Origin of the sequence: Sinorhizobium sp. CCBAU 05631, from assembly GCF_002288505.1 — a bacterium.
Lineage (GTDB): Bacteria > Pseudomonadota > Alphaproteobacteria > Rhizobiales > Rhizobiaceae > Sinorhizobium > Sinorhizobium fredii_C.
Genome location: NZ_CP023063.1, coordinates 2,934,720 through 2,958,509, shown reverse-complemented (window position 1 = coordinate 2,958,509; position 23,790 = coordinate 2,934,720). Strand labels below are relative to the sequence as shown.

Annotated in this window: 25 protein-coding genes; 14 read left to right on the top strand and 11 right to left on the bottom strand. The window is 64.0% G+C overall.

The genetic code is table 11. The features are described from left to right. Positions 1-75: 75 nt before the first annotated feature. A complete protein-coding gene (locus SS05631_RS14530) occupies positions 76-1,161 on the top strand; it encodes a D-alanyl-D-alanine carboxypeptidase family protein (protein WP_050988265.1) in 1,086 nt (361 codons plus the stop codon). A gap of 66 nt (positions 1,162-1,227) precedes the next feature. Further along, positions 1,228-2,358 (top strand): GTP-binding protein, encoded by a 1,131-nt coding sequence (locus SS05631_RS14525; protein ID WP_037419853.1) that lies wholly within the window; start codon positions 1,228-1,230, stop codon positions 2,356-2,358. A 63-nt stretch (positions 2,359-2,421) separates the two neighbouring features. On the opposite strand, the gene SS05631_RS14520 is transcribed toward SS05631_RS14525, so the two are convergent. From SS05631_RS14520 to SS05631_RS14500, 5 genes are all read right to left on the bottom strand, one after another. Next, a complete protein-coding gene (locus SS05631_RS14520) occupies positions 2,422-2,658 on the bottom strand; it encodes a sulfurtransferase TusA family protein (protein ID WP_037419851.1) in 237 nt (78 codons plus the stop codon). Next, positions 2,658-4,082: a murein L,D-transpeptidase family protein gene (locus tag SS05631_RS14515; RefSeq protein ID WP_037419848.1), complete on the bottom strand. Its 1,425-nt coding sequence runs from the start codon at positions 4,080-4,082 to the stop codon at positions 2,658-2,660. Before SS05631_RS14515 ends, SS05631_RS14520 begins: the two co-directional genes overlap by 1 nt. A gap of 271 nt (positions 4,083-4,353) precedes the next feature. Further along, a complete protein-coding gene (locus SS05631_RS14510) occupies positions 4,354-5,307 on the bottom strand; it encodes an acetyl-CoA carboxylase carboxyltransferase subunit alpha (protein ID WP_037419845.1) in 954 nt (317 codons plus the stop codon). 63 nt (positions 5,308-5,370) lie between these two features. Then, entirely contained in the window at positions 5,371-6,312 is a 942-nt protein-coding gene (gene xerD, locus SS05631_RS14505) for a site-specific tyrosine recombinase XerD (RefSeq protein WP_037419842.1), read from the bottom strand. Next, on the bottom strand, positions 6,309-6,458 hold the full coding sequence (locus SS05631_RS14500; protein WP_018235448.1) for a hypothetical protein: 150 nt from the start codon (positions 6,456-6,458) through the stop codon (positions 6,309-6,311). Before SS05631_RS14500 ends, xerD begins: the two co-directional genes overlap by 4 nt. A gap of 156 nt (positions 6,459-6,614) precedes the next feature. Here SS05631_RS14500 and SS05631_RS14495 point away from each other — a divergent pair, with 156 nt between their 5' ends. Genes SS05631_RS14495 through SS05631_RS14485 form a run of 3 tightly spaced genes read left to right on the top strand, consistent with a single transcriptional unit; the run spans position 6,615 to position 9,633 of the window. Continuing rightward, positions 6,615-7,202 carry a shikimate kinase gene (locus tag SS05631_RS14495; RefSeq protein ID WP_037419837.1) on the top strand — a complete coding sequence of 196 codons (588 nt, stop codon included), beginning with the start codon at positions 6,615-6,617 and terminating at the stop codon, positions 7,200-7,202. Continuing rightward, complete coding sequence (aroB, locus tag SS05631_RS14490) at positions 7,199-8,329, top strand: 3-dehydroquinate synthase (protein WP_083854082.1); 1,131 nt, start codon at positions 7,199-7,201, stop codon at positions 8,327-8,329. Before SS05631_RS14495 ends, aroB begins: the two co-directional genes overlap by 4 nt. Beyond that, positions 8,326-9,633 (top strand): HlyC/CorC family transporter, encoded by a 1,308-nt coding sequence (locus SS05631_RS14485; RefSeq protein WP_037419831.1) that lies wholly within the window; start codon positions 8,326-8,328, stop codon positions 9,631-9,633. The genes aroB and SS05631_RS14485 overlap by 4 nt, the downstream gene beginning before the upstream one ends. Positions 9,634-9,636: 3 nt before the next feature. Here SS05631_RS14485 and SS05631_RS14480 read toward each other — a convergent pair whose 3' ends face one another. Then, positions 9,637-9,918 (bottom strand): BolA family transcriptional regulator, encoded by a 282-nt coding sequence (locus tag SS05631_RS14480; protein ID WP_037419828.1) that lies wholly within the window; start codon positions 9,916-9,918, stop codon positions 9,637-9,639. A 124-nt stretch (positions 9,919-10,042) separates the two neighbouring features. Between SS05631_RS14480 and SS05631_RS14475 the strand changes: the two genes are divergently transcribed. The 4 genes from SS05631_RS14475 to SS05631_RS14460 all read left to right on the top strand — a co-directional run bounded on the left by SS05631_RS14475 (position 10,043) and on the right by SS05631_RS14460 (position 14,850). Next, positions 10,043-10,681, top strand: coding sequence for a J domain-containing protein (locus SS05631_RS14475; protein ID WP_095678005.1), 639 nt, complete (start codon positions 10,043-10,045; stop codon positions 10,679-10,681). A gap of 75 nt (positions 10,682-10,756) precedes the next feature. Further along, positions 10,757-11,752, top strand: a complete 996-nt coding sequence (cobS, locus tag SS05631_RS14470) for a cobaltochelatase subunit CobS (protein ID WP_037419822.1) — start codon at positions 10,757-10,759, stop codon at positions 11,750-11,752. A 98-nt stretch (positions 11,753-11,850) separates the two neighbouring features. Next, positions 11,851-13,743 (top strand): cobaltochelatase subunit CobT, encoded by a 1,893-nt coding sequence (gene cobT / locus SS05631_RS14465; protein WP_037419819.1) that lies wholly within the window; start codon positions 11,851-11,853, stop codon positions 13,741-13,743. A gap of 102 nt (positions 13,744-13,845) precedes the next feature. Next, positions 13,846-14,850, top strand: a complete 1,005-nt coding sequence (locus SS05631_RS14460) for an esterase-like activity of phytase family protein (protein ID WP_037419816.1) — start codon at positions 13,846-13,848, stop codon at positions 14,848-14,850. A 45-nt stretch (positions 14,851-14,895) separates the two neighbouring features. On the opposite strand, the gene SS05631_RS14455 is transcribed toward SS05631_RS14460, so the two are convergent. After that, positions 14,896-15,534 (bottom strand): VUT family protein, encoded by a 639-nt coding sequence (locus SS05631_RS14455; protein WP_037420118.1) that lies wholly within the window; start codon positions 15,532-15,534, stop codon positions 14,896-14,898. Positions 15,535-15,673: 139 nt separating this feature from the next. Beyond that, positions 15,674-15,964, bottom strand: coding sequence for a 50S ribosomal protein L28 (gene rpmB, locus SS05631_RS14450; protein ID WP_012709220.1), 291 nt, complete (start codon positions 15,962-15,964; stop codon positions 15,674-15,676). A gap of 443 nt (positions 15,965-16,407) precedes the next feature. Between rpmB and SS05631_RS14445 the strand changes: the two genes are divergently transcribed. Both SS05631_RS14445 and SS05631_RS14440 read left to right on the top strand, forming a co-directional pair. Further along, the gene (locus SS05631_RS14445; protein WP_162109123.1) at positions 16,408-17,199 is read left to right on the top strand and encodes a DUF3108 domain-containing protein; all 792 of its coding nucleotides are present in this window, start codon (positions 16,408-16,410) and stop codon (positions 17,197-17,199) included. A 123-nt stretch (positions 17,200-17,322) separates the two neighbouring features. Next, the gene (locus SS05631_RS14440) at positions 17,323-18,213 is read left to right on the top strand and encodes an EamA family transporter (RefSeq protein WP_037419815.1); all 891 of its coding nucleotides are present in this window, start codon (positions 17,323-17,325) and stop codon (positions 18,211-18,213) included. Positions 18,214-18,216: 3 nt separating this feature from the next. Here the strand turns inward: SS05631_RS14440 and SS05631_RS14435 are convergent, their stop codons facing one another. Both SS05631_RS14435 and gloB read right to left on the bottom strand, forming a co-directional pair. Continuing rightward, positions 18,217-18,660, bottom strand: a complete 444-nt coding sequence (locus SS05631_RS14435; RefSeq protein WP_037419812.1) for a cupin domain-containing protein — start codon at positions 18,658-18,660, stop codon at positions 18,217-18,219. Then, on the bottom strand, positions 18,660-19,430 hold the full coding sequence (gloB, locus tag SS05631_RS14430) for a hydroxyacylglutathione hydrolase (protein WP_037419810.1): 771 nt from the start codon (positions 19,428-19,430) through the stop codon (positions 18,660-18,662). The genes SS05631_RS14435 and gloB overlap by 1 nt, the downstream gene beginning before the upstream one ends. Positions 19,431-19,619: 189 nt before the next feature. Here gloB and SS05631_RS14425 point away from each other — a divergent pair, with 189 nt between their 5' ends. From SS05631_RS14425 to SS05631_RS14415, 3 genes are all read left to right on the top strand, one after another. Then, a complete protein-coding gene (locus SS05631_RS14425) occupies positions 19,620-20,390 on the top strand; it encodes a class I SAM-dependent methyltransferase (protein ID WP_037419808.1) in 771 nt (256 codons plus the stop codon). Positions 20,391-20,472: 82 nt separating this feature from the next. Then, positions 20,473-21,579 carry a histidinol-phosphate transaminase gene (gene hisC, locus SS05631_RS14420; RefSeq protein WP_037419805.1) on the top strand — a complete coding sequence of 369 codons (1,107 nt, stop codon included), beginning with the start codon at positions 20,473-20,475 and terminating at the stop codon, positions 21,577-21,579. Next, complete coding sequence (locus tag SS05631_RS14415; RefSeq protein ID WP_037419804.1) at positions 21,576-22,502, top strand: prephenate/arogenate dehydrogenase family protein; 927 nt, start codon at positions 21,576-21,578, stop codon at positions 22,500-22,502. The genes hisC and SS05631_RS14415 overlap by 4 nt, the downstream gene beginning before the upstream one ends. 15 nt (positions 22,503-22,517) lie before the next feature. On the opposite strand, the gene SS05631_RS14410 is transcribed toward SS05631_RS14415, so the two are convergent. After that, entirely contained in the window at positions 22,518-23,531 is a 1,014-nt protein-coding gene (locus SS05631_RS14410; RefSeq protein WP_037419803.1) for a DUF2125 domain-containing protein, read from the bottom strand. Positions 23,532-23,790 lie beyond the last annotated feature (259 nt).

Genomic DNA, 23,790 nt, shown 5'->3' with positions numbered 1-23,790 from the left:
ACGAGGCAACTGCGGAAATTCGAGGTTAAGATAGTGGTGACAGTTCGACTTCTGATGCGCAACAGGGCAGGCGCGATGGGCGTTTTTGCCGGTGTTTGTGCGGCATTGGCGGCGGCGCTTCCGGCGTCGGCCAATCCGCGGCTCGTTGTCGACGTCGCAACTCTCAAGGTCTACGAGCATCAGGACATCTTCCAGAAATGGTACCCGGCGTCGCTGACCAAGCTGATGACGGCCTATACGACGTTTCGGGCAATCCAGGCGGGACAGCTGACGCTGGAAAGCCCGGTGGTGATGACGAAGAACGCGGCGGCCGAGCCGCCGAGCAAGATGTTCTACAAGCCCGGGCAGGCGATGACGCTCGACAGCGCGTTGAAGATGATGCTCGTCAAATCCGCTAATGACGTCGCCGTGGCGATTGCGGAAACGGTCGGCGGAACGGAGCAGGCTTTCATCGACCGCATGAACGCGGAAGCGCGGCGGATCGGCATGACCTCGTCGCATTTCATCAATGCCAACGGCTTGCCGGGGCAGGGCCAATACACGACCGCGCGTGACCTTGCCGTTCTGGCCATCACGCTGAAGCGCGAGTTTCCGCAATATGCCTCCTATTTCTCGCTGGAAGGCTTCACCACCGGCAAGAAGGACTATGCAAACTACAATATGCTGATCGGCCGCTTCGAAGGGGCCGACGGCATGAAGACCGGCTTCATCTGCGCGTCGGGCTTCAACCAAGTATCGTCGGCGAGCCGTTCTGGTCGCAGCGTCATATCGGTCGTGCTCGGCGAGGATAGCCTCGGCGCCCGCGCCGACGAGTCGGCCCGGCTTCTTCAGATGGCGCTGACGACCCCTGCGGCCGGAAAACCGTCGCTGACCGCCATCGCGCCTTACGGCGAAGGCCGTGAAGTGGTTTCGGACGTCAGCAAGGAGATCTGCTCCAAGCAGGCGGCGAAGGTCCGTAGCGAAGGCCGCGACGAGGGCGGCCGGCAGAAGCTGCTGTCGCCCTATATCCACGAGATCAACCGTCCGCTGAAGCTGGCCTTCGCCGGGCTTATTCCGGGCAGCGGCGACAAGACCGCCAAGGCAGGCAGCGATGTCGCCGGGCAAGGTGATGTCGCCGAGCTCGCCAACGTCCCGGTTCCGGTGCCGCGCCCCAGCTTCTGAGCGCGATGGGAATGCGATTGCGGTTTCCGCCCGGACGCCGCCAAGGTCTATGACGGAGTCCTTTCCATGAACGGTCCACTGCCGGTCGTGCCGGTATCGATCCTCACCGGCTTCCTCGGTGCGGGCAAGACGACCCTTCTGAACCGCTTGCTGAAGGATCCGGCGCTTGCTGACACCGCCGTGATCATCAACGAATTCGGCGATGTCTCGATCGATCACCTGCTTGTCGAGGCGTCGAGCGACGGGGTGATCGAGCTTTCCGACGGCTGCCTGTGCTGTACGGTCCGCGGTGAACTGGTCGACACGCTCGCCGACCTGATGGACCGAATGCAGACCGGGCGGATCAAGCCGCTGAAGCGCGTCGTCATCGAGACGACCGGCCTGGCCGACCCGGCGCCGGTGCTGCAGTCGGTGCTCGGCAATCCGGTGATCGCCCAGAACTTCCGCCTCGACGGCGTAGTGACTGTCGTCGATGCGGTGAATGGGGCCCAGACGATCGCAAAGCACATCGAGGCGCTGAAGCAGGTCGCCGTGGCCGACCGGCTGGTGATCAGCAAGACGGGGCTTTCCGGTAAGGAACAGCTCGAAGCGCTGGCTGACCTTCTGAAGGACCTCAATCCGCGCGCGCCAATCTTCGACGGCGACGGGCAAGAGGCGGGGCGGGCCGACCTGTTCGCCTGCGGGCTCTACGATCCATCCAACAAAGTTGCCGATGTCGGCCGCTGGCTGCAGGACGAGCTCGATGGAAGTGACGATCATGACCATCACCACGGCCATGATCATGGGCACGATCACCGCCACCACGACGTCAATCGCCACGGCTCCGACATCCGCTCCTTCAGCATCGTTCACGACCGGCCGATCGAGCCGATGGCGCTCGAAATGTTCGTCGACCTGTTGCGCTCGGCCCATGGCGAGAAGCTGTTGCGTATGAAGGCGATCGTTTGCGTCGCGGACCGGCCGGAGCGCCCGGTGGTCCTGCACGGCGTCCAGTCCGTCTTTCACGCGCCTGAACGGCTTGCCGCCTGGCCGGACCCAGCCGACCGGCGCACCCGGATGGTGCTGATCACCAAGGGGCTCGAAGAGGCTTTCGTGCGCGATCTCTTCGATGCCTTCACCGGCAAGCCGCGCGTCGACCGTCCGGATGCGCAGGCGCTTACCGACAACCCGCTCGCCGTGCCCGGTGTGAAGTTCTGATCAAGCCGCTTTGCCCCTTCCTGCCCACAGGCGTCATAATAGAGAGCGCCGGAATCTCCGCCGTCACGTCTTCTTGCGAATGAGAAAGCGATGGCCGCCGGCGGTCGATGCCGCCTGCTCGAGCCGGTGCCCATCCTCGTTGCAGAAATGCGGAATGTCGATCACGGCCAGCGGATCGGTCGTCTCGACCTCGATGAGCCTGCCGGGCGCGATCGTTTCCATTCGCTTGCGCGTCTTCAAAACGGGAAGGGGGCATTTCAGCCCCCTCAAATCATAGACCACCCTTGGCTCGTCCGGCATCAATTGCCCCAGATCTTCCAGAACGGACGCTTCTTCGGCGGCTGTTCCGCCGGCGCCGTTTCGCTGCCGGCTGCAGGGGCCGTGGCCACTTGCGGATTGGCCCCGGCCGGCGTGGCTGCCTGTTGCTGAGTGCCGGCAGGGTGCTGCTGGGTCGCAGCCGCCTGTTGAGCCCCCGGCAGGACTGCGCTCTGCTCGGCGGGCGCCTGGTTGGCCGGTGCCGGCGCCGCGGGCTCGCTTTTCGAGAACAGGTTCCAGAAGGATTTCTGGGTAGGCGCCGTCTGCAGCGCCGCCTGCTGAACCGGGCGCTCGATCGGGCTCTGCTGCGGCACGGGTACGGCCTTGCCGTCGCGCGTCGCCTTCTCCAGAGCTTCCTTCTGGATCAACGCCGCCTGTTTGGCCTCTTCGGCCTCCTTCTGCTCGGCGAGCCGCTTTTCGAGATCGCTCACCTTCATCAGCTTGCCGGCGTCGAGCGACGTGCCGGTCGGCGCATAGGCAAGCTCGCGGCCCTTGCGCTGCTCGGCGACGATCGCCTTGCGCTCCGCTTCGCTCGGCTCATACCAAACCATGCCGTCGTATTTCTTCAGCGCCTTCTGATAATCGCGCTGGTAGTCCTTGTCGAAATTCGCCATGGCCACTTGCAAGGCCGGCGGCGTCGACATGGCGGGGCACTGGCCGGCAGGGTTGAAGCTGCCGTCGGACTGCTGATTGAAGACGTATTTCCTCTCGCAGACATTGACCTGCGGCGGACGTTTGGTCACTTCGAACTGGTCGTAGCCGACCTTCAGCATCTTCCAGAATTCGATGTTCGGATTGTCGCGGTGGCGGGCCATGTTCTCGGCCGTCATGCGGAAGGGGAAGGCCTGAAGCTGGACGCTCTCCTGACCGCCCTTGAAGGCGTCGCGGGCGAGCGCGAAGATCTCGATGATCTGCTCGTCGGTCATCGAATAGCAGCCCGACGACGAGCAGGCGCCGTGGATCATCAGATGCGTGCCGCTGCGGCCATTCGCCCTGTCATAGGTGTTGGGGAAGCCGGTATTGATCGCCAGGTAATAGTTCGAATTGGGGTTCATCTGGTGCGGATAGAGCGGATAGAAGCCCTCCGGCGCCTGACGGTCACCTTCCTTCACCTTGGGGCCGAGCTTGCCCGACCAGGCGCAGATCTTATAGCTCTTCAAGAGCTGGAGGCGGCTTGACGCATTCGCCTTCCAGACCTCGAGCGTTCCCTCTTCCTTGAAAATGCGCAACAGGATCGGGGATGTCTTCTGCATCCCCAGTTCCTTCATCTTGCCGACGATCTTGCCGGACAGCTGGTATTCGGTCTTGTTCTTGACGGAGGAGAGATTGACCGAATCGAGCGTTTCGTTGGTGCAGCCGGCGAGCGCGGCTGCAATGACGGCGGTGACAAAAAGATTCCTGAAACGCATCGGCAAAAGCCCGTTTTAGCCAGATTCCATCCGTGCACGCCCCTTCCGCGAGGGAGAGGTGTCAACGAATCAGTAAGACATTATCCTTCACGAAATCTTAACCGTGCAGGTGCCCCCTGCGAACGGCGTTTCTCATGACCCCATGAATATGGCCAAGATTTGGCCACAGTCCCGATTTCCGGTTGTCGAGCGCGCCAAGTTGATCGCAATGGCCGGGCGCTGAACGAGGCTAAAGCGGGAGGCGGCCAGGATCACGCTCTGCCTCGCCCGCTCAGAGATTGCGGCCGATGTTCAGGTATTTCTGCCGGCGGTCGGCGCGCAGTTCGTCGCCATTGCGGCCGGATAGCTCCTTCAGTGCATCGGCGATGACCGTGCCGGTGCGGCCGATCACGGCCTGCGCGTCGCGATGGGCGCCGCCGATCGGTTCGGGAATGATGCCGTCGATGACGCCGAGCGCCTTCAGGTCCTCGGCGGTGATCTTCATGTTGCTGGCCGCTTCTTTCGCCCGCGTCGAGTCGCGCCAGAGGATCGAGGCCGCACCCTCCGGCGAGATGACGCTGTAGATCGCGTGCTCGAGCATATAGACGCGGTTGCCCGTCGCGATCGCGATCGCGCCGCCGGAGCCGCCTTCGCCGATCACTACAGTGACGATCGGCACCTTGACGTTGAGGCACATTTCGGTCGAACGGGCGATCGCCTCGGCCTGGCCGCGCTCCTCGGCGCCGACCCCGGGATAGGCGCCGGCGGTGTCGACCAGGGTAATCAGCGGCAGGCCGAACCGGTCGGCCATTTCCATGACGCGGACCGCCTTGCGGTAGCCCTCGGGGCGCGGGCTGCCGAAATTGTGCTTGATGCGCGACTTCGTGTCGTTGCCCTTCTCCTGTCCGATCACCGCGACCGGCGCGCCGCGGAACCGCGCGAGGCCCGCCTGGATCGCATCGTCGTTCGCATAGTTTCGGTCGCCGGCAAGCGGCATGAACTCGGTGAAGAGCTCCGCGGCATAGTCGAGGAAATGCGGCCGGGACGGGTGGCGCGCAACCTGAGTCTTCTGCCAGGGCGACAGCTTGGAATAGATCTCCGCCATCGCATCGCGGACACGTCCCTCGAGCCGCGCGATCTCATCGGAAGTGTTCACGCTCTCGTCTTCGCCGGCAAGCTTCTTCAATTCGAGGATTTTGCCCTCGAGATCAGAGATGGGTTTTTCGAAGTCGAGATAGTTGTGCATGAGATGCGTTTCCGATCGTTTTGCGACAAGGACCGTCCGGCAAAGCCAACCTGCCCGGCGGTCCTAATCCTGTTTTTTCGCCTGTTTGGCAAGGGGGTGGTGGTTTTGCACCAGCTCGTGCAGCCGTTCTTCAAGCACATGCGTATAGATTTGTGTCGTCGAAATGTCCGAATGGCCGAGCAGTTCCTGCACGGCGCGCAGGTCGGCGCCATTGGCGAGGAGGTGACTGGCGAATGCATGGCGCAGCACATGCGGCGAGATCGCCGCGACCTTGATGCCGGCACGAGCCGCGAGACTCTTGAGGTCGCGGGCAAAGACCTGGCGCGGCAGGTGACCGGATTTGCCGAAGGAGGGGAAGAGCCAGGGGCTCTCCGTTTCCGCCGCTCTTTCGCGCAACTCGGCCCCGTAGGTCCGCATGGCGCGGATCGCGGCCTGCGACAGCGGCACGAGCCGTTCCTTGTTTCCCTTGCCGCGGATCACCAGGAAGCGTCCGTTCTGCGCAAGCACGCTTGCCGGCAGCGACACGAGCTCGCTGACGCGCATGCCGGTCGCATAAAGAAGCTCCAGGAGGGCGTGCATGCGACGCTTCGCGAAGGCGTCTTCGGCGCTGGAGCCGGCCTCCGCCTCGGCCTGGCCGATCAGCCGGGTGACGTCATCGACGCTGAGCGTCTTCGGCAAGGCGCGCGCCTTCTTGGGCGCGTCGAGAATGCCGGTAGGGTCGTCGCCGCGCAGCCCTTCCGCATAGAGGAACTTGTAGAATTGCCGAAGGGCCGACAGCCGGCGTGACTGCGAGGAAGGCTTGAAGCCCTCGCCGGCAAGATGCGAGAGATAGCGTCTCAGATCGTCGGCCGTGGCGGCATTGAGCCGCGTCCCGCAGGTGCGCAGGAAGGAGCTGGCATCCCTGAGATCGCGTTCGTAGGATTGCAGCGTGTTGACCGCCGCGCCTCGTTCGGCGCTCATCATTTCCAGGAAAGCTTCGAGGTGGGCCTCCGAAAGATCGGTCATTGCGGCTTGTTGACCCGTTCGGACGGAATGCGCACCGTCACGTCCCGCTCTACCGGTTCGACGAAGGTGACGAGCGCCACCATGGTTCCATAGATCATGCCGGCCACCACGGCGCAGAAGAACAGGAACCGGAACAGGGTTGGCATTTCAGTCTCCAGTACGCGGGTAACGCCATTGCGGAACCGTGATCTATATGAACGGCTCGTCCGGCAAGTTCAAGAAGCGTGGCCCGGCCGGCGCGACGACTTGACGCCCCCCGCCGATTTGTCGATACGGAAGGGGAATGGGGACTGTGACGCCTAATGAACGATGTGACCGAACCGGATTCCGCGACGCTCGCCGAGCGGGCGAAGCTCGCTCTCGGTAAACGCAATCTCATTTTTATCGGCCTGATGGGGGCGGGAAAATCGGCGATCGGTCGGCTGACCGCACAGGCGCTCGGGGTTCCCTTCGTCGATTCCGACCACGAGATCGAGCGGGTTTCGCGCATGACGGTGAGCGAGCTTTTCGCCGCCTATGGCGAGGAGGAGTTCCGTGCGCTCGAGGCGAGGGTGCTGAAGCGGTTGCTGAGATCGGGGCCGCGGGTCGTCTCGACCGGCGGCGGCGCCTATATCAACGAACGCTCGCGCCGGCAGATCAAGAAGGGCGGTTTGACTGTCTGGCTGAATGCGGATCTCGACGTGCTGTGGGAACGGGTGAACAAGCGCGACACCCGGCCGCTCCTCAAGACGGAAAACCCCAAGCAGACGCTGGAGAACCTGATGCGGGCTCGCTACCCGATCTACGCCGAGGCGGACCTCGTGGTCCTGTCGCGCGACGTGAAAAAGGAGACGATGGTCGAGGAGGTCCTCGCCGCCATCGCCGACTGCAAGAAAGTCGAGATGCCATGATGAACCATGTGACGCCTGCCGAGCGAAAGGTGCGGGTGAACCTCGGAGACCGGTCCTACGACATTCTCATCGGCCCCGGCCTGATCGCCGCGGCGGGCAAGGAAATCGCCTCGCGCCTCAAGGGCCGCCGGATGGCGGTGATCACGGACGAAAACGTGGCGCCCCGTTATCTGGAGCCGCTGATGACGAGCCTGAAGGAGAGCGGCATCGAGGCGGTCTCGCTCGTCCTGCCGGCGGGCGAGAAGACCAAGAGCTTCGAGCATCTGATCCCGGTGTGCGACGCCATTCTCGCGGCGAAGATCGAGCGCAACGATGCGGTGATCGCGCTCGGCGGCGGCGTGATCGGCGACCTGACCGGCTTTGCCGCCGGCATCGTCCGGCGCGGCTCGCGCTTCATCCAGATGCCGACCTCGCTTCTGGCACAGGTCGATTCCTCCGTCGGCGGCAAGACCGGCATCAACTCGCCGCACGGCAAGAACCTGATCGGCGTGTTCCACCAGCCGGATCTGGTGCTCGCCGACACGGACGTGCTCGATACGCTGAGTGCGCGCGAGTTTCGCGCCGGCTATGCCGAGGTTGCGAAATACGGCCTGATCGACAAGCCGGAATTCTTCGATTGGCTGGAACGCAATTGGCAGGCGGTCTTTGCCGGCGGATCGGCTCGCATCGAGGCGATCGCGGTCAGTTGCCAGGCCAAGGCCGACGTCGTCGCCGCGGACGAGCGCGAGAACGGCCTGCGCGCGCTGCTCAATCTCGGACACACATTCGGTCACGCCCTGGAGGCCGCGACCGAGTATGACAGCCGCAGGCTCGTGCACGGGGAAGGCGTTGCGATCGGCATGGTGCTGGCGCACGAGTTCTCCACCCGGATGAATCTTGCAAGTCCGGACGATGCGCGGCGCGTCGAAGCCCACCTCAAGGCGGTCGGATTGCCGACGCGCTTGTCCGACATTCCCGGCGACCTTCCGCCGGCCGAGCGGCTGATGGAGGCGATAGCCCAGGACAAGAAGGTCAAGGGCGGCAAGCTCACTTTCATCCTGACGAGAGGCATCGGCCAGTCCTTCGTCGCCGACGACGTTCCGGCGTCCGAGGTGCTGGGCTTTCTCAAGGAAAAGCATCCGCGATGAGCGTCGAGGCGGCATGGCTGTTCCTGGCGGAGCACTGGCTGTCGCTCCTCTCGGTCGTTTGCCTGCTGCTCCTTTCGGCCTTCTTCTCCGGTTCGGAGGCGGCCCTGACCGCAACCTCCCGGGCGCGCATGCATTCGCTCGAGGGCAATGGCGACCGGCGCGCCGGTCTCGTCAACCGGCTGATCGAGCGGCGTGACCGGCTGGTCGGAACGCTGCTCCTCGGCAACAACCTCGTCACCATTCTCGCCACGTCGCTGACGACCAGCCTGCTGATCCGCCTCGTCGGCAACTTCGCCGTGCTCGTCGCGACGCTCGGCATGACGGTGCTGCTCGTCCTCTTCTGCGAGGTGCTGCCGAAGAGCTGGGCGATCGCCTCTCCCGATCGGTTCGCCCTTGCCGTGGCGCCCATGGTGAAGCGCTTCGTGGCGATTGCCGGTCCGATATCGGCGCTCATAAACGGGATCGTGCGCCGCCTCCTGAACCTATCCGGCGTGAAGGTTTCCTCCGACCGGCCGATGCTTTCGGCCCAGGAGGAACTGCGCGGTGCCGTCGACCTGCTTCATCGGGAAGGGGCGGTGGTCAAGGCGGACCGCGACCGGTTGGGCGGCGTCCTCGACCTCGGCGAGCTCGAGGTTTCCGACATCATGATCCACCGCACCGCCATGCAGGCGGTCAACGCGGAGGAGCCGCCGGAGGTCTGCGTCCGGGAAATCCTCGGAAGCCCCTTCACGCGCCTGCCGCTGTGGCGCGGCTCGACCGACAACATCATCGGCGTTGTCCATTCGAAGGATCTGCAGAGGGCGCTCGCCGAGCCGGGTGTCGAACCGCATACCGTCGATATCGTCAGAATCGCGCAGAAGCCATGGTTCGTGCCGGACACGACCAATCTCACGGACCAGCTCAACGCCTTCCTCAGGCGAAAGCTGCATCTGGCGATCGTGGTCGACGAATACGGCCAGGTTCAGGGCCTCGTCACGCTGGAGGACATTCTCGAGGAGATCGTCGGCGACATTGCCGACGAGCACGACCTCGACATCCAGGGCGTTCGACAGGAGGCCGACGGTTCGATCGTCGTCGACGGTTCGGTGCCGATCCGCGATCTCAACCGCGCTCTTGACTGGTCCCTGCCGGACGAGGAGGCGACCACTGTCGCCGGTCTCGTCATCCACGAAGCGAAGAGCATTCCGGAGGAGCGGCAGGCCTTCACCTTCTACGGCAAGCGTTTCATCGTCATGAAGCGGGTGAAGAACCGGATCACCAAACTGCGCATCCGCCCGGCCGAGGAGGAGGCGGCAGGGCTCTGACCTCTACCAGCGCGTCGCTTCTCCGGGCGCGGCCGGCTCCACCGCCAGCGCATGCAGGCCGGCATCGAGCTCGGGTTTCAATAGGTCGTTGATGGCGCGGTGGCGCGCCACGCGGCTCATGCCGGCAAAGGCGCTCGCGACGATCCGGATGCGCAGGTGGGTTTCGCCGCCGCCGTCGAAGCCGGGCTGGTGGCCGGCGTGCAGATGGCTTTCGTTGATCACCATCAGCCGTTCGGGATGGAAGGCCTCCTGAAGCTTCTCTTCGATGCGGTTCTGCAGCGACATGCTTCCGTCCCATTTTCCTGTTGCTCTGGCGCCGCGATATGGCGCCGGCGATGCAAAATGCGCGCACAAAGCCAGCAACATTCCGCTTTGTCAATTCTTGTTGTGACCCGTCGCAAACCCCATAATGGCTGCCATGAAGCTCGATTCAAAATACTTCGATCGAATCCGCACGCGCCCCAAGGGGGCACAGGCGCGCGTGGAGCCGTCTACGCCGACGTGCCAGTGGGACGGCTGCGACAAGACGGGCGTGCATCGGGCTCCGGTCGGCCGAAATGCGGAAGGCGAGTATTTCCTGTTCTGCTTCGAGCACGTGAAGGAATACAACAAGGGATACAATTATTTCTCCGGGCTCTCGGACACCGAGATCGCCCGCTACCAGAAGGAAGCGGTCACAGGGCATCGTCCCACCTGGACGGTCGGCGTCAACAAGAGTGCCCGCAACGGCCCGACACAATCGCAGATGCGTTCCGGCAGCGCCGGCGCCCAGGCGCGCATGCGGGATCCGTTCGGCTTCTTCAACGAGGCGCGCGCCCGGCAGGCGCGGCACGAGCCGCGGTTGCGCAAGCTGAAGACGCTCGAGGCCAAGGCCTTCGAAACGCTCGGGCTCGCCGCCTCGGCAACCTCCGCCGATATCAAGGCCGCGTACAAGGACCTCGTGAAGAAACACCACCCCGATGCGAATGGCGGAGACAGGGGCTCGGAAGACCGTTTTCGGGCCGTGATTCAGGCCTATCAATTGTTAAAACAGGCTGGTTTCTGCTAACAACGCGGATTAAGACAGAAAACACTTTTGCAGGCGAATGCGCGGCTGCCGTCCGGCGGCCGCTCTGGAGACATGATGAGCAAGATTGACCTCGACATTTCCAACCTCCCCGATACGACGATCTCGGTTCGGGAGGCTTTCGGCATCGATACGGATCTGCGCGTTCCAGCCTATTCGAAGGGCGACGCCTATGTGCCCGATCTCGATCCCGATTATCTTTTTGACCGGGAAACGACGCTCGCCATTCTTGCAGGCTTTGCCCACAACCGACGCGTGATGGTTTCCGGCTATCACGGGACCGGCAAGTCGACCCATATCGAGCAGGTGGCGTCGCGGCTCAACTGGCCCTGCGTGCGCATCAATCTGGACAGCCATGTCAGCCGTATCGATCTCGTCGGCAAGGATGCAATCGTCGTCAAGGACGGGCTGCAGATCACTGAATTCAAGGACGGCATCCTGCCCTGGGCCTATCAGCACAATGTCGCGCTCGTGTTCGACGAGTATGATGCCGGTCGTCCGGACGTCATGTTCGTCATTCAGCGGGTGCTGGAATCCTCCGGCCGCCTCACGTTGCTCGACCAGAGCCGCGTCATCCGCCCGCACCCGGCCTTCCGCCTGTTTGCCACCGCCAACACGATCGGCCTCGGGGACACGACCGGGCTCTATCACGGCACGCAGCAGATCAATCAGGCGCAGATGGACCGCTGGTCGATCGTGACCGCGCTCAACTACCTGCAGCACGACAAGGAGGTCGACATCGTCGCTGCCAAGGTGAAAGGCTTCACGGCCGACAAGGGCCGCGAGACCGTGTCGAAGATGGTGCGCGTCGCCGATCTCACGCGCGCCGCTTTCATCAATGGCGACCTCTCGACGGTGATGAGCCCGCGCACGGTGATCACCTGGGCCGAGAACGCCCATATCTTCGGCGATATCGCCTTCGCGTTCCGTGTGACCTTCCTCAACAAATGCGACGAGCTGGAGCGGGCCCTGGTCGCCGAGCACTACCAGCGTGCCTTCGGTGTCGAGCTCAAGGAAAGCGCCGCCAATATCGTGCTGGAAGCGACTGCCTGAGTTCGCCCAAGCGCCGGCACCCGCCCGGAGCCGCCGGCGCTTAGGTACATCGGTGATGCGCTCGGTATCAGCCGGAGCCGGCTGAAGAAGGAACTGTCGTGAGCTCGAATTCAAAGGCGAAGCCGCAAACGAGGGAAAACGCCGCTGAACCGTTCAAGCGGGCGCTTTCCGGCTGCGTCCGGTCGATCGCCGGGGATGCGGAGCTCGAAGTCGCCTTCGCGAACGAGCGCCCCGGGATGACCGGCGAGCGCATCCGGCTGCCGGAGCTTTCGAAGCGTCCGACCCGGCACGAACTCGCCGTGGCGCGCGGTCTGGGCGATTCCATGGCGCTGCGCAAGGCCTGCCACAACCACCGCATCCATGCGACCATGTCGCCGCAGGGCGCCGATGCGCGGGCGATTTTCGATGCCGTCGAGCAGGCGCGGGTCGAAGCGATCGGGGCGATCCGCATGCCAGGCGTTGCCGACAATCTCTCCTCCATGCTCGAGGAGAAATATGCCAAGGCCAATTTCGGCTCCATCGAAGCGCAAGCGGATGCACCGCTCGAAGAGGCGGTGGCGCTGCTGGTCAGGGAAAAGCTGACGGGCAAGAAGCCGCCGGCGGCGGCCGGCAAGGTGCTCGACCTCTGGCGCGATTTCATCGAGCAGAAGGCCTCCGCCGACATCGGGCACCTGCCGGCGGCGATCAACGACCAGCACGCCTTCGCCCGGGTGGTGCGCGACATGCTTGCCTCGATGGATGTGGCCGAGAAATACGGCGAGGACGATATCGAGCCGGACGAGCAGGAAAGCGAGACCGACGAGGACCAGCCGCGCAGCCAGGAGCAGGACGAGAACGCCAGCGAAGAGGAGGAGGGCTCCGATGCCGCCCCCGCCGATGAAAACCAGTCTGCCGAGGAGCAGATGGAAGAAGGCGAGATGGACGGCGCCGAGATCTCCGACGACGACCTTCAGGACGAGGGCGACGAAGACAGCGAGACGCCCGGCGAGGTCAAGCGGCCGAACCACCCCTTCGCCGATCTGAACGAAAAGGTCGACTACGCGGTCTATACGCGCGAATTCGACGAGACCATCACAGCCGAGGAGCTCTGCGAGGAGGCGGAACTCGACCGCCTGCGTGCCTTCCTCGACAAGCAGCTGGCACACCTGCAGGGGGCCGTCGGCCGCCTCGCCAACCGCCTGCAGCGGCGGCTGATGGCGCAGCAGAACCGTTCCTGGGAGTTCGACCTCGAGGAGGGGTTCCTCGACACTGCGCGGCTGCAGCGGATCATCATCGATCCGATGCAGCCGCTGTCCTTCAAGCGGGAGAAGGATACGAATTTCCGCGACACGGTCGTGACGCTGCTCATCGACAATTCCGGCTCGATGCGCGGCCGGCCGATCACCGTCGCGGCCACCTGCGCGGACATCCTGGCCCGCACGCTGGAGCGCTGCGGCGTCAAGGTCGAGATCCTCGGCTTCACCACCAAGGCGTGGAAGGGCGGACAATCCCGCGAGAAATGGCTGGCCGGCGGCAAGCCGCAGTCGCCGGGCCGCCTCAACGACCTGCGCCACATCGTCTACAAGTCGGCCGATGCCCCCTGGCGCCGCGCGCGCCGCAATCTCGGCCTGATGATGCGCGAGGGGCTGCTCAAGGAGAATATCGACGGCGAGGCGCTGATGTGGGCCCATGATCGCCTGCTCGCCCGGCCGGAGCAGCGCCGCATCCTGATGATGATCTCCGACGGCGCGCCGGTCGACGATTCCACCCTGTCGGTCAACGCCGGCAATTATCTCGAGCGGCATCTGCGCGCCGTCATCGAGCAGATCGAGACGCGCTCGCCGGTCGAGCTTCTGGCGATCGGCATCGGTCATGACGTGACGCGCTATTATCGCCGCGCCGTGACGATCGTCGATGCGGACGAACTGGCCGGCGCCATGACCGAGCAGCTCGCCGCCCTCTTCGAGGAGGAGAGGCATGGCCGCGTCGGGGGCCTGCGCCGGGTCGGCTGAGCGGTTTGCCACGCCGCAAATTCGCCTGCATCTCCATCATCTGCTAGGAGGCTGCCCGTCGGTCAGCACCTGCGTCGCCTCCCTGGAAGGTTGTGCCTAGACATGCTCCGCCGATTCCTTGCCGTTCTCTTCCTGTTGGCGTCGACCGTGGCTGCGAAGGCGGAGGCCTTGTGTGAGATCGCTCCGATCCGCAGCCGGCAGATCTCGCAGTTCAAGGTCGGCTCCGACGCGACGACCTTCGGCAGGCTCGAATTCATCGGCGGCATCGAGATGACCTCGCCCAATGCGCTGTTCGGAGCGGTTTCGGCGATCCGCTTCCGGCCGGGTGGCGAATCCTTCGTCGCCGTTCTCGATACTGGACATTGGGTCGAGGGCGCCGTCATTCGGGACGCGGCGGGCAGGCTGCTGGGCACGACCGACCTCGCCATCACCGCAATGACCGATGCCAATGGCGGGGCTCAGCTCAAGAAATGGATGGTGGATTCCGAGGGGCTGGCGCTGCGCGACGGCGCCGTCATCGTCAGCTTCGAGCAGGCGGCACGGGTCGATCTCTATCCGGACCCAGGTTTTGCCGGATCGCGGCCGATCGGCCAGATGAGCCTGCCCTTTCGGGTCGAGGAGCTGCGTAGCAATGGCGGCCTGGAGACGATCGCAATTGCGCCGAAGGATGGGCCGCTCGGCGGCGCCGCTGTGGTCGTCGCGGAACGTAGCGTCGATGCGTCCGACAATCTGCTGGCCGGCATTCTCGACGGTCCGCTGCGGGGCGCCTTCGCGGTGGTGCGCAACGACCCCTATGCGGTGACCGACGGCGCGTTCCTGCCGAATGGCGATCTGCTCATCCTGGAGCGCCGCTTCAATCTCGCCTCAGGACTCGGCATGCGCATCCGGCGGCTTGCCGCCGCCGATATCCGCCCGGGCGCCGTGGTCGACGGCGAGGTGCTGCTCGAGGCCGACATGGGCTACCAGATTGACAACATGGAGGGGCTCGATGTCGTCGTCCGGCCTGACGGCGAGACTCGGCTGATCCTGGTTTCCGACGACAACCATTCGATCCTCGAGCGCAATCTAATGCTCGAGTTCCGGCTGAGGGACGGTTACACCAACTGAAGCGCGACAGGGCCAACCCGGCCCCGCCTATTCATCTCTTCAAATTCACGCGGTGGCCTTGGCTGCCGGCATCGGCTTGACGACGCTCATCAGCGCACCATAGGGCAGCAAGAGGACGATGCCGCACAGGATCTTCACCGCCAGATCGCCGAGCGCCCACGAAATCCAGCGCGGCGCTTCATAGGCGACGAGGCCGAGGAGCGGTGCTGCTTCTAGCGCGAAGCTGTCGTTCGGGCCGAGGAAGACGAAGACCGGTGCGAAGGCGAAGGAGAAGAACATCGCCGTGTCGAGGCCCGAGCCGATCAGCGAACCGGCGAGCGGAGCGCGCCACCAAGTCTGACGCCGCAGCCGGTTGAATACCGAAATATCGAGAAGCTGGCCAAGCAGGAAGGCCGAACCCGAGGCGATCGCGATCCGCGGCGTCGCGGCGAAGAAGGAAAGCGCGACGGCGACCACGAAGCCGGCGACGACGACGCGGCGCGCGATGCGCGGACCGAACTGGCGATTCGTGAGGTCGGTGACCAGGAAGGCGAAGGGATAGCTGAAAGCGCCCCAGGTCAGAAGATCGCCGAGCTGCATGCCGGCGATTGAGCCGGGCAGGGGATACTGCACGAGGAAGTTCGACGCGACCACCACCAGGGTCATCAGCGCGACATAGACGAAGAACGTACGGTTGATCAGCATTTTTTTATCCTGGGTGATGCCACCAGTGACGCACAAGACCGAAGGCAGGTATCCGGCCGGTGAATCGAACACGAGAAAAAGGCTTGCCGGACGGATCCGCAAGCCTTTCAAGCCGTGTTCGGAAAGGTTCCGGCGCCGATCAGGCGGCTTCGGCAGCCTTCTTGACGATCTGCCGGCGCAGCAGGCGGGCGCGCATGCTCAGCTCGTTCTCGTCGGCCTTCAGCAGGAAGGCGTCGAGACCGCCGCGGTGTTCGACCGAACGCAGAGCCGCAGCGGAGACGCGCAGGCGGAAACGCTGGCCGAGCGCGTCGGAAATCAGCGTGACATTGCACAGGTTCGGCAGGAACTTGCGCTTCGTCTTGTTGTTGGCGTGGCTCACATTGTGACCCGACTGGACGCCCTTACCGGTCAATTCGCAACTACGGGACATGGTACACCTATTTTCTTTTTGCCGCCGGACAATGCGGTAGCGGGCCCAGAGCCCAGGCCGCGTTCCTACTGGCCATTATTGGAAAGTCGCGGTTCTATAGTCAGTGATGGCCCGCCAGTCAAGCCAAACCTGCGCTTTCCTCAAAATCCGTGCCTTGCCAAGGATTATCAAAAATTCAGCGCGGTTGCGAGCCGTCATCTTTCCGGCCGTGCCGCGCCGCGCTATCTCCTCCTGGCGCAGGCGGAATCAAGCCCTTGGTCTCGCCTGTAGAGACTATGACGAATCGGGCGCAGAAATGCCGCAAACCGCTTGCATCTCAGGGAATTGCGGCAGGGCCGCGCCGGGTGTCGTCGAGAAGCAGAATGACACTGTAACATTTTGAGCTGCTGCATGGTTTCGTCCTTGAACCGGTCGCGCTTCACGGATCCTGCAGGAGATTGGCAATGGGGCTTTCGGGAATGATGTTGCGCAGTGGCTTTCGCGTGCCGGCACTCCTGGCCGCCGCGATGTTTTCCACAGCCTGTTTTGCTGCGGAGATCGAGCATCAGACGGACTACAGCATCGCGCTTGCCGGCCTGCCGCTGGCGCGGGCCTCGTTCCACACCGAGATCGAGCAGAATCGCTATACGATCTCGGGAACGTTGAACTCGGCCGGCCTGGTGAACATCATCAGCCCGACCGCCGGCCAGACGCGCGTTTCCGGGCTGATCGGCCGCGACCGCCTCCGGGCGACGCAATACTCGATGTCCTATCGCAGCGGCAAGAAATCCCGGGCGATCAGCGTCAGCTTCCGCAACGGCAATGTGGTGCGCGCAAGCATGGTCCCGAAGCGCACACCATTGCCGAAGAACTGGGTACCGGTGACGAGCCGCGACATGCGCAACGTCCTCGATCCGCTCTCCGGGCTGATCATTCCGGCGACAAGCCGCGTCTGCCCCAATACGCTGCCGATCTTCGACGGCGAATCGCGGCTCGACATCAGGCTGTCGGCCAAGGGCACGCGGAACTTCAAGACCAAGGGCTTTGACGGCGAGGTGATCGTCTGCGGCGTCAAGTTCGTGCCGAAGGCCGGGTACCGAAAGGGGCGTGAGGACGTCGAATATCTGCGCCGCCTGGAAACCATGGAAATCTGGTTCGCGAAGTCGGAGGCGGTCGACGTCTATGCCCCCGTCTATGTCCGCATTCCGACGAAGATCGGGCCGGTGACCGTGTCGGCGACGCGGTTTGGCGGCTAGTCGGGCCAGCCGGTCGCCTCTTTCAAAAATCGCGCAGGCACGATAAATCCATGACAAGTCGAAGGGCGGCGGTACGCGGACGTACCGGGTGTCGCCTTCGGGGGCTGCGTGAGGGGAAGTGGGATGAAGTTCAAGGCAACGCTGGTCGGTTTTTCGGCAATCCTGATGTGGTCGCTGCTGGCACTCTTCACCGCGGCCTCCGGTGAGGTGCCGCCGTTCCAGCTTTCGGCGATCTGCTTCATGATCGGCAGCCTGCCGGGCATCATCGTATTGGCGTCGAAACCTCAACGCCTCTCGCTTCTGAAGCAGCCGGCCAAGGTCTGGATCACCGGCATTGCCGGACTTTTCGGCTACCATTTTCTCTATTTCACGGCGCTTCGAAATGCCCCGGCGGTGGAAGCCGGCCTGATCGCCTATCTCTGGCCGCTTCTGATCGTCGTCGGTTCGGCCCTGCTGCCGGGTGAGAGGCTTCGCTGGTACCATATCGCCGGCGCGCTTGCGGGGCTCTCCGGCACCATCATGATCGTGGCACGCGACGGCGTCGCCTTCGACGATGCCTATGCACTCGGTTACGGAGCCGCATTCCTCTGCGCCTTCGCCTGGTCCGGCTATTCGCTGATCACCCGGCGTTTCGGCGCAGTTTCGACCGACGTGGTGACCGGCTTTTGCCTAGCGACCTCGATTCTTTCCCTTCTCTGCCATCTCGGCCTCGAGACCACGGTCTGGCCGCAGGCGCCCCTGGAATGGCTGGCTGTTGCCGGCCTCGGCCTTCTGCCGGTCGGCGCTGCCTTCTATGCCTGGGACTTCGGCGTCAAGAACGGCGACATCCAGTTCCTCGGTGTTGCGAGCTATGCGGCGCCGGTGCTCTCGACATTGATCCTCATCCTGTTCGACTTTGCCGAGCCGTCCTGGCGAATCGCCTTGGCCTGCATGCTCGTCACAGGCGGCGCCGTACTCGCGGCGAAGGATATGATCTTCAGGAGCGGCGGGACGGCGGCGCAAGCGGCCGAGTAACACTCAATCTCGCGGCGGCTGCCAATCCGGTGCGGCCATCTCGAAGGCGGAAAAGTCGAAGCCCGGCGCAACCGTGCAGCCGACGAGCGTCCAGTCTCCGAGCGAGGCGGCCGATTGCCACCAACCGGCGGGGACAATCTGTTGCGGCCGTTCGCCGTTCAGAAGGTCGGGACCGAGCCGATGGCGTGAGGCCCGCTTTCCGGGTTCGGCAATGCTGAGTTCGAGCGGCGCCCCGGCGTAATGATGCCAGACTTCGGCTGCATCGCGGACACGATGCCAGTGCGATCGGTCACCCTTTTCGAGCAGATAGTAGATTGCCGTCGAGTGGCCGCGTGACCCGCCGTCGGCATCGCGGAAGGTCTCGACGTACCAGCCGCCTTCCGGATGCCGGGTGAGCCCCAGCGTGTCGATGATCGTGGCCGCCGTCATCTCCCGCGCGGCGCTCATCAGAAATTGTCCTTGCGCTTGCGAATTTCCGCGAAGACGGCTGCATCGCTCGCCTTCTCCATGCCGAGGTGAGCGCGGATTTTCGGATCGGCGGCGCGCAGGAACGGGTTGGTTCTCTTCTCAAGGCCGATCGTCGTCGGCGCCGTGAAGCCGCCGTCCGAACGGGTCTCCTCGATTTCGGCGGCGCGCTCTTTCAGCGCCGAGTTTTCCGGATCGATCGTCACGGCGAAATGAGCGTTCGACAGCGTGTATTCGTGGCCGAAATAGACCGCCGTATCGTCGGGAAGCGCCATCAGCCGGTTCAGCGATTGCCACATCGTCTCGGCCGTCCCCTCGAAGAGCCGACCGCAGCCGAGCGCGAACAGCGTATCGGCGGCGAAGAGCAACTTGTCTTCGGGCAGATGGAAGCAGATGTGCCCCGCCGTATGACCGGGCGTTTCGATCACCTCGACCGGATGGCCGGAGAATACGAAGCGTTCCCCATGCGCCACTTGCTTGTCGATGCCTGGAATCTTCGAAGCCTCGCCCTTTGGACCGATGATGGTGACGCCGAAGCGTTCCTTCAGGCCGACATTTGCCGCGACGTGGTCGCCATGGTGATGGGTCGTCAGGATGTGGGTGAGGTGCCAGCCGCGCCGCTCCAGGGCCTCGAGGATCGGCTGCTCCTCGGGTGCGTCGATCGACGCCGTTGCGCCGCTTACCGGATCGTGGACGAGCACACCGAAGTTGTCGCTACGGCAGAGGAAGAGGTCAAGTTCGAGCGCGGCCATGGCTTGGGCCTCCCTTGGAGCATGCGTCGGGACTACAGCGACTTTTGCGCGTCTGATCAGGCGCGCAAAAGTCGCTGTAGCACTTTGAATTGCTGCATGTCTTTGTCCTAAATCGAAGTCGATCTTAGGAGACATGCAGTAGCCGAATGTAGCGAGCCTCGCCTTGAAGTCTACCGCTTCGAAGCTAACATGTTGCGCATGCATACAGATATCGTCGATCTCCGCCAATTCTATCATTCCGAGCTCGGCCGGATGGCAGAGCAAGCCGTCAGCATGGCGATCGCTTCCGTCTGGGCGCGCATGCCGGAAGAGCGGCTGGTCGGCCTCGGCTACGCGGTTCCCTATCTCGAGCGTTTCCGCGCCGACACCGAACGCACCTTCGCCTTCATGCCGGCCGGACAAGGCGCGGTGAACTGGCCGGTTGCCGAACTCTCCTCCACCGCGCTCGTCTTCGACGAGGAACTGCCGCTGCCGGATGCCTCGATCGACCGGGTGCTGATGGTCCATGCGCTGGAATTCGCCGAGAGCCCGCGGGAGACGATGAAGGAGATCTGGCGCGTGCTTGCTCCCGGCGGGCGGCTGGTCATCGTCGTGCCAAACCGTCGCGGTGTCTGGGCGCGGATGGAGCACACGCCCTTCGGTTCCGGCCGGCCCTATTCGCGGGGACAGCTGACGGCACTTTTGCGCGAGACCAACTTCACGCCGGGGGCGAGCTCCGAAGCGCTCTTCTTTCCGCCATCGAGACGAAAGATGATCCTGCGACTGCGCCATGGTCTCGAGCGCTTCGGCCGCTCGCTCTGGCCGGTGTTTTCCGGGGTGATCATCGTCGAGGCGCAGAAGCGGCTCTATCAGGGCCTGCCGGTGGCGGCGCGCGCCTCGCGCCGCGTCTTCGTCCCGGTGCTGGCACCGCATGGCGTTCCCAGCACCCGCATTCGGGCGCCGGAGGTCAAAACCCCGTAAACGCGGCAGCGACGCCGCACTCGACAAATTTGCCGCGCCCCGGTATTGGCTGGACCGCATTCTTCCCCGCGAAAGCCGATCGATGAACCTTGCCCTGAAGAGCCCCGAGCCGCGTCCCGGCATCCTGGACATTGCCGCCTATGTGCCGGGCCGGGAACACGCGCCGGGCGTGGCGAAGGTCCACAAGCTGTCGTCGAACGAAACGCCGCTCGGCGCGAGTCCGCGCGCAATCGAGGCATTCCAGCGGGCGGCGTTTACTCTAGAGCGCTATCCGGACGGGCAGGCTCACGCGCTGAAACACGCGATTGCCGCGGTTCACGGGCTGAACCCGGCCAATATTCTCTGCGGCAACGGCTCGGACGAGCTGCTGGGGCTCCTCTGCCACACCTATCTCGGCCCCGGAGACGAAGGGATCGTCACCGAGCATGGGTTCCTCGTCTACAAGATCCAGATCACCGCCGCCGGCGGGAGGCCGGTGACGGTCAAGGAGAGCGACGCGCGCGTCGACGTCGACGCGATCCTCGCTGCCGTCACCGAGCGGACAAAGATCGTCTTCATCGCCAATCCGGCAAACCCGACTGGAACCTATATTCCCGTCGACGAGGTGCGGCGCCTCCATGCCGGGCTGCCGCCCGGCGTCGTTCTGGTACTCGATGCGGCTTATGCCGAATATGCCCGGCGCAACGATTACGAGGCGGGAGTGGAGTTGGTTTCGGCCAACCGAAACGTGGTGATGACACGGACCTTCTCGAAGATCTATGGCCTTGCGGGCCTGCGCATCGGCTGGATGTATGCGCCGCGCGACATTGTGGAGGCCGTCGACCGCGTGCGCGGCCCCTTCAACCTCAATGCGCCGGCGATCGCGGCCGGGGCGGCGGCGATCCGGGACCAGGCCTTCGTCGCCGCGGCGGTCGATCACAACCTCGCCTGGCTCGCAAGGGCGAGCGAAGCCCTGGCGGCGATCGGTCTCCGTGTCACGCCGTCGGTCACCAATTTCGTGCTGATCCATTTCCAGGAGGCGGGCGGCAAATCGGCCGAGGAAGCGGATGCCTTTTTGACCGGCCGCGGGTTTATCCTGCGTGCCGTCAGCGCTTACGGCTTTCCCAATGCGCTGCGCATGACCATCGGCTCGGAAGAGGCGAATGAGGGCGTGATCGCGGCACTAACCGAATTCATGGGACGGAAATGATGGCTCAGCAGTTCGAAACCATCGCCCTCATCGGCATCGGCCTGATCGGCTCGTCGATCGCGCGCGACATCATGGACAGGCAGCTCGCCGGAACGATCGTGGTGTCGACGCGCAGCGAAGCGACCCTGAAGCGCGCCGGCGAGCTCGGCCTCGGGCATCGCTATACGCTGTCGGCCGCCGAGGCGGTGAAGGATGCCGATCTCGTCATCGTCTCCGTGCCGGTCGGAGCTTCCGGTGCGGTCGCCGCCGAAATCGCCGCGCATCTGAAGCCAGGGGCGATCGTCACGGATGTCGGCTCGACGAAGGGATCGGTGATCGCCCAGATGGCGCCGCACCTGCCGGACAGCGTGCATTTCGTGCCCGGTCACCCGATCGCCGGCACCGAGCATTCCGGTCCGGATGCCGGCTTCGCCGGACTGTTTCGCGGTCGCTGGTGCATCCTGACGCCGCCGCCGGGCACGGACGAGGAGGCGGTCGCAAAGCTCAGGCTTTTCTGGGAGGCGCTCGGCTCGATGGTCGACGAGATGGATCCGGAGCATCACGACATGGTGCTGGCGATCGTCTCGCATCTTCCGCACATCATCGCCTACAACATCGTCGGCACGGCGGACGACCTCGCAACCGTGACCGAGTCGGAAGTGATCAAATATTCCGCCTCGGGATTCCGCGACTTCACCCGTCTTGCCGCCTCGGACCCGACCATGTGGCGCGACGTCTGCCTGCACAACAAGGACGCGATCCTCGAAATGCTGGCGCGCTTTTCGGAGGATCTTGCCTCGCTGCAGCGCGCGATCCGCTGGGGCGACGGCGACAAGCTGTTCGATCTCTTCACCCGTACGCGGGCGATCCGCCGGTCGATCATCCAGGCCGGTCAGGATACGGCGATGCCGGACTTCGGCCGGCATGCCATGGACCAGAAATAGATCTGAATTCCGGATTCAAAGCGCCGGCAGGACACCGATCGGAACGAAGGCCAGAAAGGCGGTGCCGTCGCGCACATTGAGCTTGACGGTCGCTTCGTTCTTGCCGGCGGCGAGCGCCGTCAAGACGTTGGCGACATTGTTGATGAGGTCCGTTTCCTCGGGAACGGCTTTCACCAGGTTCTCGCGCCATGCGTCGATGTTCACCAGGGTCAGCGAGAACTCGCCGGAAACGAGCCCCTGATCGTCTACCGAGAAGGGTCCGGTGAGCTTGGCGGTCATTCCGCTTCCTGCGTCCAACGTCAACTGCCGCATTTCGCCCCTGGTACCGCGCAGCATGTGCGGGTTGATCGCGCCGCCTCGCAGCCAGTCGGCCCTACCGGTGACCGTAAGGTCCGCGGCAAGATTGACCGGCGGGGCGGGGCTCGGGCCTTCCTCGGGCCGCAGGTCGAGCTTCTCGACGCTGAGCGCCGCGTCGAGATCATCGCTGTTCTGGCGTAGATGGATCTCCCCGTGGCTGGCGCCGAAACCTATGCCCTTGCCGAGGAGCGGCGAGCGGATCGTGCCGGTCAGATTGTCGTAGGCAATCGACGTACGGTCGATGCCCGAGAGCGTCGCCGCAAGGCTTGCATGCAGCAGCGTCCAATCGGCGGACACCGAAACCCCGGGCGAGACCCGGATTTCAGCGGGGCCGTCGAGTTCGACGACGGCGCGTCCCGGCTGGTAGACCTGTGCCGCCGTCCGCAAGGCGCCGAAGGAGGCAGACGCACCGCGGCGGGTGTCGTCGAGGCGCACCTTGTCGCAGAAGAGGCCGATCCTGAACGGAAAGCCGCGCACGTCGAGATCTGTGCATTCGCCGCCAAGGCCGCTCGCCTGCTTTTCCGCCAAGTAGGCCGGCAACCGTTTCTCGATCTGGTCGGCGGCAACGAACCAGGCGGCGGAATAGAGGCCGGCGACGAGGATGATGCCTGCTGCAAGCCAGAGAAACTTCCTGCTGGCGGGCCGGCCCTTGGCGACCTCGGTTACCGTCATGGTATTGCGTACTCCACTTTACTGGCCAGTATCGGCATCTACAGCGCGCGTCTTATCAGACGCGCAAAGGTCGCTGTAGCACTTTGAATTGCTGCATGTCTTTGTCCTTAAATCGAGGTCGATTTAAGGAGAACTCGACTTCGACGCAGATGCGCATGCACTCTTCGGCGCGCTCGCCTCCCGACAAGGTGAAGCGGCTTCAGGCGGAAAACCGCTTCACAGCTTTGCCCATCCCGCTTTAGAAAGTTCTCAGTCGGCC

What these genes read in the sequence shown, in the direction of transcription:
- SS05631_RS14530 (WP_050988265.1), top strand. Translation starts at nt 76, where the DNA reads ATGGGCGTTTTTGCCGGTGTTTGTGCGGCATTGGCGGCGGCGCTTCCG.
- SS05631_RS14525 (WP_037419853.1), top strand. Translation starts at nt 1,228, where the DNA reads ATGAACGGTCCACTGCCGGTCGTGCCGGTATCGATCCTCACCGGCTTC.
- SS05631_RS14520 (WP_037419851.1), bottom strand. Translation starts at nt 2,658, where the DNA reads ATGCCGGACGAGCCAAGGGTGGTCTATGATTTGAGGGGGCTGAAATGC.
- SS05631_RS14515 (WP_037419848.1), bottom strand. Translation starts at nt 4,082, where the DNA reads ATGCGTTTCAGGAATCTTTTTGTCACCGCCGTCATTGCAGCCGCGCTC.
- SS05631_RS14510 (WP_037419845.1), bottom strand. Translation starts at nt 5,307, where the DNA reads ATGCACAACTATCTCGACTTCGAAAAACCCATCTCTGATCTCGAGGGC.
- xerD (WP_037419842.1), bottom strand. Translation starts at nt 6,312, where the DNA reads ATGACCGATCTTTCGGAGGCCCACCTCGAAGCTTTCCTGGAAATGATG.
- SS05631_RS14500 (WP_018235448.1), bottom strand. Translation starts at nt 6,458, where the DNA reads ATGCCAACCCTGTTCCGGTTCCTGTTCTTCTGCGCCGTGGTGGCCGGC.
- SS05631_RS14495 (WP_037419837.1), top strand. Translation starts at nt 6,615, where the DNA reads ATGAACGATGTGACCGAACCGGATTCCGCGACGCTCGCCGAGCGGGCG.
- aroB (WP_083854082.1), top strand. Translation starts at nt 7,199, where the DNA reads ATGATGAACCATGTGACGCCTGCCGAGCGAAAGGTGCGGGTGAACCTC.
- SS05631_RS14485 (WP_037419831.1), top strand. Translation starts at nt 8,326, where the DNA reads ATGAGCGTCGAGGCGGCATGGCTGTTCCTGGCGGAGCACTGGCTGTCG.
- SS05631_RS14480 (WP_037419828.1), bottom strand. Translation starts at nt 9,918, where the DNA reads ATGTCGCTGCAGAACCGCATCGAAGAGAAGCTTCAGGAGGCCTTCCAT.
- SS05631_RS14475 (WP_095678005.1), top strand. Translation starts at nt 10,043, where the DNA reads ATGGCTGCCATGAAGCTCGATTCAAAATACTTCGATCGAATCCGCACG.
- cobS (WP_037419822.1), top strand. Translation starts at nt 10,757, where the DNA reads ATGAGCAAGATTGACCTCGACATTTCCAACCTCCCCGATACGACGATC.
- SS05631_RS14460 (WP_037419816.1), top strand. Translation starts at nt 13,846, where the DNA reads ATGCTCCGCCGATTCCTTGCCGTTCTCTTCCTGTTGGCGTCGACCGTG.
- SS05631_RS14455 (WP_037420118.1), bottom strand. Translation starts at nt 15,534, where the DNA reads ATGCTGATCAACCGTACGTTCTTCGTCTATGTCGCGCTGATGACCCTG.
- rpmB (WP_012709220.1), bottom strand. Translation starts at nt 15,964, where the DNA reads ATGTCCCGTAGTTGCGAATTGACCGGTAAGGGCGTCCAGTCGGGTCAC.
- SS05631_RS14445 (WP_162109123.1), top strand. Translation starts at nt 16,408, where the DNA reads ATGGGGCTTTCGGGAATGATGTTGCGCAGTGGCTTTCGCGTGCCGGCA.
- SS05631_RS14440 (WP_037419815.1), top strand. Translation starts at nt 17,323, where the DNA reads ATGAAGTTCAAGGCAACGCTGGTCGGTTTTTCGGCAATCCTGATGTGG.
- SS05631_RS14435 (WP_037419812.1), bottom strand. Translation starts at nt 18,660, where the DNA reads ATGAGCGCCGCGCGGGAGATGACGGCGGCCACGATCATCGACACGCTG.
- gloB (WP_037419810.1), bottom strand. Translation starts at nt 19,430, where the DNA reads ATGGCCGCGCTCGAACTTGACCTCTTCCTCTGCCGTAGCGACAACTTC.
- SS05631_RS14425 (WP_037419808.1), top strand. Translation starts at nt 19,620, where the DNA reads ATGTTGCGCATGCATACAGATATCGTCGATCTCCGCCAATTCTATCAT.
- hisC (WP_037419805.1), top strand. Translation starts at nt 20,473, where the DNA reads ATGAACCTTGCCCTGAAGAGCCCCGAGCCGCGTCCCGGCATCCTGGAC.
- SS05631_RS14415 (WP_037419804.1), top strand. Translation starts at nt 21,576, where the DNA reads ATGATGGCTCAGCAGTTCGAAACCATCGCCCTCATCGGCATCGGCCTG.
- SS05631_RS14410 (WP_037419803.1), bottom strand. Translation starts at nt 23,531, where the DNA reads ATGACGGTAACCGAGGTCGCCAAGGGCCGGCCCGCCAGCAGGAAGTTT.